This is a genomic window from Streptomyces sp. NPDC058335, from assembly GCF_042723915.1.
Taxonomy (GTDB): domain Bacteria; phylum Actinomycetota; class Actinomycetes; order Streptomycetales; family Streptomycetaceae; genus Streptomyces.
Genome location: NZ_JBHXHX010000005.1, coordinates 258172 through 265368 on the forward strand (window position 1 = coordinate 258172; position 7197 = coordinate 265368).

5 protein-coding genes are annotated in these 7197 nt (G+C 66.7%); 1 reads left to right on the forward strand and 4 read right to left on the reverse strand.

Going from position 1 to position 7197, the window contains the following annotated elements:
- Positions 1-127 precede the first annotated feature (127 nt).
- The 4 genes from ACFWJX_RS11545 to ACFWJX_RS11560 form a co-directional block, all read right to left on the reverse strand.
- Positions 128-634, reverse strand: a complete 507-nt coding sequence (locus ACFWJX_RS11545) for a hypothetical protein (protein ID WP_383240335.1) — start codon at positions 632-634, stop codon at positions 128-130.
- 123 nt (positions 635-757) lie between these two features.
- Entirely contained in the window at positions 758-2020 is a 1263-nt protein-coding gene (locus ACFWJX_RS11550; RefSeq protein WP_383240336.1) for an MFS transporter, read from the reverse strand.
- A 164-nt stretch (positions 2021-2184) separates the two neighbouring features.
- The gene (locus ACFWJX_RS11555; protein ID WP_383240339.1) at positions 2185-3267 is read right to left on the reverse strand and encodes an inositol-3-phosphate synthase; all 1083 of its coding nucleotides are present in this window, start codon (positions 3265-3267) and stop codon (positions 2185-2187) included.
- A 44-nt stretch (positions 3268-3311) separates the two neighbouring features.
- Positions 3312-3995, reverse strand: coding sequence for a helix-turn-helix transcriptional regulator (locus ACFWJX_RS11560; protein WP_383240342.1), 684 nt, complete (start codon positions 3993-3995; stop codon positions 3312-3314).
- A gap of 384 nt (positions 3996-4379) precedes the next feature.
- Here ACFWJX_RS11560 and ACFWJX_RS11565 point away from each other — a divergent pair, with 384 nt between their 5' ends.
- Positions 4380-7070, forward strand: a complete 2691-nt coding sequence (locus ACFWJX_RS11565) for a transglycosylase domain-containing protein (protein ID WP_383240345.1) — start codon at positions 4380-4382, stop codon at positions 7068-7070.
- Positions 7071-7197 lie beyond the last annotated feature (127 nt).

Here is a 7197-nt window from a genome sequence, read left to right on the forward strand (position 1 = left end):
GGGCTGTGTGGGCCCAGGTTTGGCTGCGGGGTTTCTGGGGGGTATTTTCTCACTACAACCAGCCCCCCGCCCGGATCCGGGGCGGGGGGGTTTTACACGTGAAACACCGCCCCTCTCTGCGACTGCCTTACTTCGAGTAGTCCTTCAGGCAGAGCAGGAAGTTACTGCCGTCACCGGTCTCGGTGTACGAGTACTGGAAGTCCTTGGCCTTCTCCGAGCACTTGGTCTCTGCGGAGACCGCGGAGTAGTCACCCTCGACCTTCGCCAGCACCACGTACTGGGCCTTCGAGGAGCTGCACTCGACGACCTCGAGGTCGGGGTCGTTGTCATTCGTGCTGCCGCGGTGCATGCAGTCGCCGACCGCGGCGGTGTTGGCGTCGTCCCGGTTCGATATGAAGACACCGATGCCCACACCGATGACGGCCAGGACGATCACGACGTTCTTGATCAGCTTGAAACTGACCTTGCGACTGGGCGGCGCCGGGGGGACCGCTCCGTAAGGGGAGTTGGCCTGCTGCGGGAATCCGGGCTGGCCGGGCTGCGGCGGGTACGGAGCCTGGCCCTGGGGCTGGCCGTAGGGCTGCTGGCCCTGCTGTGCAAACGGATTCTCGCCCTGGGGCGGCGGAGTCGTCACTGGGGGTCCCCCTAGAGAACATAGGTGTGTGACGCGTGAGACGCGAGATAAGACGCACGTAAACTACCGGCCGCCAGTGACAGCCCCGTAGCCCAGGGGAAGTCTGTGGCATTGATGTGACACTTACTGGCGTTCAAATCGTGCCATTGTCATAGAAACAACCCCGTAGATCACGGCGACCGTGACCACCAGGGCCGTAGAGCGCCCGTCCGGCGGCAGCATCACTGCGGCTACTCCGGCGGCACCGACGAAGGCGACGTTGAACAGCACGTCGTAGAGGGAGAAGGTGCGGCCGCGGAAGCCGTCTTCCACGGAGGACTGGACGATGGTGTCGGTGCCGATCTTCGCGCCCTGGGTGACGAGCCCCAGGACGAAGGCCGCGGTGAACGCGGTGGCTTCGGCGAACGGGAGCATCAGCGCGAGCTCCAGGACAGCGGCCACGCCCGAGCAGACGACGATCCAGCGGCCGGGCCCCAGTCGCCCGGCGGCCGACGGGGTCACCACGGCTGCCACGAAGAAGCCCACGCCCGCGACGCCCACCGCAAGCCCGAGAAGGGCCAGCCCCTCCTCCGGGTCGGAGGACCAGGCGTACCGGCAGAGCATCAGCATCATGACCGTGAGGGCGCCGTAGCAGAACCGCATCAGCGTGATCGCGCCGAGCGCCCAGGCGGCCTGCCGACGACCCGGCTCGGAGAGGTGCCGCAGGCCGGCCGCCAGACCGCTGGCCGTTCCCCGGAGGGCTGCTGCGAGTCGGGGCGAGACCCGTTCCCGGTCGGGGCCCAGCAGGTCCACCGCCAGGCTCAGGGACACCAGGGCGGCGCACAGGTACAGCGCAGAGCCCAGCAGAACGACGGCGGCGTCGGAGTCCGCGACCAGCAGGCGGACCACGAAGGCGAGTCCTCCTCCCGCGGTCGCGGCGAGCGTTCCGGCGGTGGGCGAGAGGGAGTTGGCGATGACCAGGCGCTCGGCGTCGACCACCCGCGGCAGCGCCGCCGACAGGCCGGCGAGGACGAAGCGGTTGACCGCGGTGACGCAGAGGGCGGAGGCGTAGAAGAGCCAGTCGGGAACGCTGCTGATGATCAGGACGGCCGTGACCGACGCCAGCAGGGCGCGCAGGAGGTTGCCGTAGAGGAACACCTGGCGGCGGCGCCATCGGTCGAGGAGGACGCCGGCGAAGGGGCCCACCAGGGAGTACGGGAGCAGCAGGACCGCCATGGCGGAGGCGATCGCGGTGGCCGAGGTCTGTTTCTCCGGGGAGAAGACGACGTACGCCGCGAGTGCGACCTGGTAGACGCCGTCGGCGCACTGGGAGAGGAGCCGGACGGCGAGCAGGCGCCGGAAGTTGCCGAAGCGCAGCAGGACGCGTAGATCGCGGACGACGGCCATGGGGGACAGCCTCACACACGGCGAGGCCCCCGGATCACATGACCCGGGGGCCCTCGTCAGCCCTGGCAGGAGCGAATTTCAGCGCTGCCGGCAACAGCGCGATGTGCTGTGCTGAGCCGGCGCGCGTGACTCTCTGTCGAGTCCGCGCGCCGGGTTCGGTCGAATCAGCGCTCGACTTCGCCGCGGATGAACTTCTCGACGTTCGCGTAGGCCTCGTCGTCGAAGTACTGGACCGGCGGGGACTTCATGAAGTAGCTCGACGCCGACAGGATCGGGCCGCCGATGCCGCGGTCCTTGGCGATCTTCGCGGCGCGCAGGGCGTCGATGATGACACCCGCCGAGTTCGGGGAGTCCCAGACCTCGAGCTTGTACTCGAGGTTCAGCGGGACGTCACCGAAGGCACGGCCCTCGAGACGGACGTAGGCCCACTTGCGGTCGTCCAGCCAGGCCACGTAGTCCGAAGGACCGATGTGGACGTTCTTCTCGCCCATGTCGCGGTCGGGGATCTGCGAGGTGACGGCCTGCGTCTTCGAGATCTTCTTGGACTCGAGGCGGTCGCGCTCCAGCATGTTCTTGAAGTCCATGTTGCCGCCGACGTTGAGCTGCATGGTGCGCTCGAGACGGACACCGCGGTCCTCGAACAGCTTCGCCATCACACGGTGGGTGATGGTGGCGCCGACCTGCGACTTGATGTCGTCGCCGACGATCGGGACGCCGGCCTCGGTGAACTTGTCCGCCCACGACTTGGTGCCGGCGATGAAGACCGGAAGGGCGTTGACGAAGGCGACCTTGGCGTCGATGGCGCACTGGGCGTAGAACTTCGCCGCGTCCTCGGAACCGACGGGCAGGTAGCAGACGAGAACGTCGACCTGCTTGTCCTTGAGGATCTGGACGATGTCGACCGGCTCCTCGGCGGACTCCTCGATGGTCTGGCGGTAGTACTTGCCGAGACCGTCGAGGGTGTGGCCGCGCTGAACCGTGACGCCCTTGTTCGGGACGTCGCAGATCTTGATCGTGTTGTTCTCGCTGGCACCGATGGCGTCGGAGAGGTCGAGGCCGACCTTCTTCGCGTCGACGTCGAAGGCGGCGACGAACTCGACGTCACCGACGTGGTATTCCCCGAACTGCACGTGCATCAGGCCCGGGACCTTGGACGCCGGGTCGGCGTCCTTGTAGTACTCGACGCCCTGCACCAGCGACGCCGCGCAGTTGCCCACGCCGACGATGGCTACGCGAACCGAACCCATTCCGGTTGCTCCCTGTGTGTACGAGTGAGGCCCTGAATGGACTCTCACGTGGCGGTTTCGCCGGGCGTATCCGTCCCGGGGGTGTCCCCGGGACGGGGCAGGCCGCCCGCCGATCCAGATGTGGTGTTCTGCTGAGCGGACCCCCCGGAGCCGGAACCCTTCAGGTCCCGTCCGGCCCGCTCGCTCTCGATGAGCTCGTTCAGCCAGCGCACTTCGCGCTCCACGGACTCCATTCCGTGGCGCTGGAGCTCAAGCGTGTAGTCGTCGAGGCGCTCTCTGGTGCGCGCCAGTGAGGCGCGCATCTTCTCGAGACGCTCCTCCAGGCGGCTGCGGCGGCCCTCCAGGACGCGCATGCGCACATCACGGGAGGTCTGCCCGAAGAAGGCGAAGCGAGCGGCGAAGGTCTCGTCCTCGTACGCGTCCGGGCCCGTCTGGGAGAGCAGGTCCTCGAAGTGCTCCTTACCTTCCGCCGTCAGCCGGTAGACGATCTTGGCGCGGCGCCCGGTGAGAGGAGCGGCGAGGGCGTCCTCCCGGCTGTTCCCCGTTTCCTCGATCAACCAGCCGTTGGCGAGGAGCGTCTTGAGGCAGGGATAGAGGGTTCCGTAGCTGAACGCACGGAACACACCCAGTGAGGTATTGAGTCGTTTACGCAGCTCGTAGCCGTGCATCGGGGACTCGCGGAGCAGGCCGAGGACGGCGAATTCGAGGATCCCGGAACGCCGGCTCATCGTCGCCTCCCCTCTTCCGCGACCCGTGGTGCCGGGCCCGCTGATGGTCTTATGCCGTGCTGATGTATCGACTCGATACATCAGCACGATAGAACGACCTTCCGGCTGGGACAAGGGGGACGATGGTGAACGGGATCACATCACCGATTCGTTGTAGGCAAGTTGCCTGTTTTGGGGTGAACTTCGGGGCTAGGCAGGTTTTGGCGGTGCGTAGTCTGTGCGCCATGCAAACCACCGGGACTCGCGTGACGCCGGGGGGCGTCGAGTTCCCCGGTGCGGTACGGGTGAATGCGCCAGCGACCTCATCCGTACTTCGGGGGGACAGGAAACCAGCCGCCGTTTCCAGGCGCGCACGGATGCGCCTGCCCGAGGAGTAGTCGTTCGATGAGCGAGCACCGTCGCAAACCGCCGCAGTCGCAGGAAGGCGGACGTGCCGCGGCCCGACGCGGCCAGTCCGGTTCGTCCTCCGGCCGCCGTGCGGCACCGCGAGGCGCCACCGGGTCTCCTTCCGACTCGTACGGGTCGGGTTTCCACGGGCCTGGAGGCGAGGAGCCGTCGTCCGGTGGCCGTGCCGATGCCCGGCGCGCGGCACAGAGAAGCACGGGTGGCCGGCGCAGGGGCGCCGAGCCCGCAGGAGGCCGTCGCGGCGGCCCGTCCGGCCCTCCGGGCCGGGGCAGAGGGCGCCCGGAGCCGGGCAGGAAGCGCCTGATCGACTATCCGCGCGCCGGCAAGTACGGCTGGCAGCGCTGGGTGCCGTCCTGGAAGCTCGTCACCGGCCTGTTCGTCGGGTTCATGGGCAGCATGGTCGCGGTGGCGGGCGTCGGGTACGCCGTCGTCGACATCCCCAAGGTCGACGAGACGGCCGAGGCGCAGAACAACGTCTACTACTGGGCCGACGGCACCCAGATGGTTGCCACCGGTGGAGAGACGAACCGCCAGATCATCGATCTCTCGCAGATCCCCGAGGCGATGCGCTGGGCGGTGATCTCGCAGGAGAACAAGACGTTCTACGACGACAGCGGCATCGACCCCAAGGGCATCGCGCGCGCGGTGTTCAACATGGCGCGAGGCGGACAGACGCAGGGTGGCTCGACCATCACCCAGCAGTACGTCAAGAACGCCATGCTGAACGACCAGTCCCAGACGCTCTCCCGGAAGTTCAAGGAGATCTTCGTCTCGATCAAGGTCGGGGCGGAGGAGGACAAGGACGACATCATCGAGGGCTATCTGAACTCGGCGTACTACGGGCGCAACGCCTACGGCATTCAGGCCGCTGCCCGCGCGTACTTCGACAAGGACGCCATCGACCTCAACGAGGGTGAGTGTGCCTTCCTGGCCGCCACGCTGAAGGGCGCCACCTACTACGACCCGGCAGGTGCCCGCTCCATCGACCCGACCGGCGCGACGCCGGAGGCCAACAGCAGGCGTGCTCTGAACCAGATGCAGGACACCCTCGACAAGATGGTCGAGTACAAGCACCTGGACGCCGCGACGCGGGCCAAGTACACGACGCTGCCCAAGTGGAAGAACCCGCGTTCGAACACCCAGTTGAGCGGTCAGATCGGTTACCTCGTCGACCTCGCCAACAGCTATGTGATCACCAACAGCAAGGAAACGGGGATCACCCAGAACAAACTTCAGCAGGGTGGCTACTCGATCCACACGACCTTCGACAGGAACAAGGTCGAGCAGCTCAAGACGGCGGTCTCGAAGGTCCAGAAGGCCAACATCAAGCCGAAGGAACGACCTGACACGGACACGCACGTCCAGTTCGGTGGGGCGTCCGTCAACCCGGCGACGGGCGCGATCGAGGCGATCTACGGCGGTGAGGACGCGACCAAGCACTTCACCAACAACGCCGACCAGACCGGTGCCCAGGTGGGTTCGACATTCAAGCCGTTCGTCCTCGCGGCGGCGATGACCTGGGGCGTCCGCGACAAGGACCTGGGCTCGTCGCAGGCCCAGGACGAGCGCACCATCGTCTCCCCCAAGAGCCTGTTCAGCGGCAAGAACAAGCTCAAGATCAAGAACTACGACGGGACGATCTGGAAGAACGAGAAGGGCGAGGAGTGGCTCCAGACCAATGACGGCCAGGCCTCCTACGGCTCCCCGCCCAACTTCAAGGTCGACCTGCGTGAGGCAATGCGCGAGTCGGTGAACTCCGCCTTCGTCCAGCTGGGCATGGATGTCGGCCTGGACAAGGTGAAGGAGGCTGCGCAAGGCGCCGGCCTCAAGCCGGGCAGCCTCACCGGCGCCGGCTTCCCGTCGTTCTCGATCGGCATCTCCGACCCGAGCGCCATCCGGATGGCGGGCTCCTACGCCACCTTCGCGGCGAGCGGCAAGCAGCGTGACCCCTACTCGGTCCAGAAGGTCACGAGCCAGGACGGCGTGATCTACACGCACAAGACCGAGACCAAGCAGGCGTTCACCTCGAAGGTCGCCGACAACGTCACGGACATTCTGAAGACCGTGGTCGAGAAGGGAACGGGTACCGCCGCACAGTTGCCCGGTCGTGAAGTGGCCGGCAAGACCGGTACCACGGACGGCAACAAGTCGGCCTGGTTCGTCGGCTACACGCCCCAGCTGTCGACCGCGATCACCATGTTCCGGTACGACGACGACGAGACCAAGAAGAACCGCACGTTCCTGGAGATGTTCGGAACGGGTGGCCAGAAGAAGATCCACGGTGCCTCGTTCCCGGCGGAGATCTGGCACGACTACATGGCCGAGGCCATGAAGAACCTGCCGAAGAAGGGCTTCCCGGATCCGCAGCCCATCGGCGAGGTCGTCAACGAGGAGCCGCTTCCGTCGCCCACTCCTTCGATCACGGAGAGCGAGGAGGCGAGCCCCTCGCCGTCCCCGAGCCCCAGTGAGACGGAGCCCGAGCCGTCGCCCTCCCCCTCCGATACCTGCAACAGCTTCTTCGGCTGCGAGGACGACTCGGGCGGTGTGAACGGCGGAGGCGACAACGGCGGCACCGGCGAGGCGAGTCCCTCGCCATCCCCCAGCGACACCGGGGATGACACCAGAGGCAACGCCAATGGCGGGAACTTCTTCGGAGGATCAAGCGGTTAGTCGCGCAATTGCCCCGCACGGGCGTGTGACGGGAAAAAAACCGGTGTTTAAACGGTAAACAGGGCCCCCGCACCCGCCCGGGGGGGGCGGCCCGCGGCGGGTTAAGAGGGACGTAACGCCCGGTGTG

Excerpts from the sequence above, each read along its gene's own strand:
- ACFWJX_RS11555 (WP_383240339.1), bottom strand. The coding sequence starts at position 3,267 with ATGGGTTCGGTTCGCGTAGCCATCGTCGGCGTGGGCAACTGCGCGGCG.
- ACFWJX_RS11560 (WP_383240342.1), bottom strand. The coding sequence starts at position 3,995 with ATGAGCCGGCGTTCCGGGATCCTCGAATTCGCCGTCCTCGGCCTGCTC.
- ACFWJX_RS11550 (WP_383240336.1), bottom strand. The coding sequence starts at position 2,020 with ATGGCCGTCGTCCGCGATCTACGCGTCCTGCTGCGCTTCGGCAACTTC.
- ACFWJX_RS11565 (WP_383240345.1), top strand. The coding sequence starts at position 4,380 with ATGAGCGAGCACCGTCGCAAACCGCCGCAGTCGCAGGAAGGCGGACGT.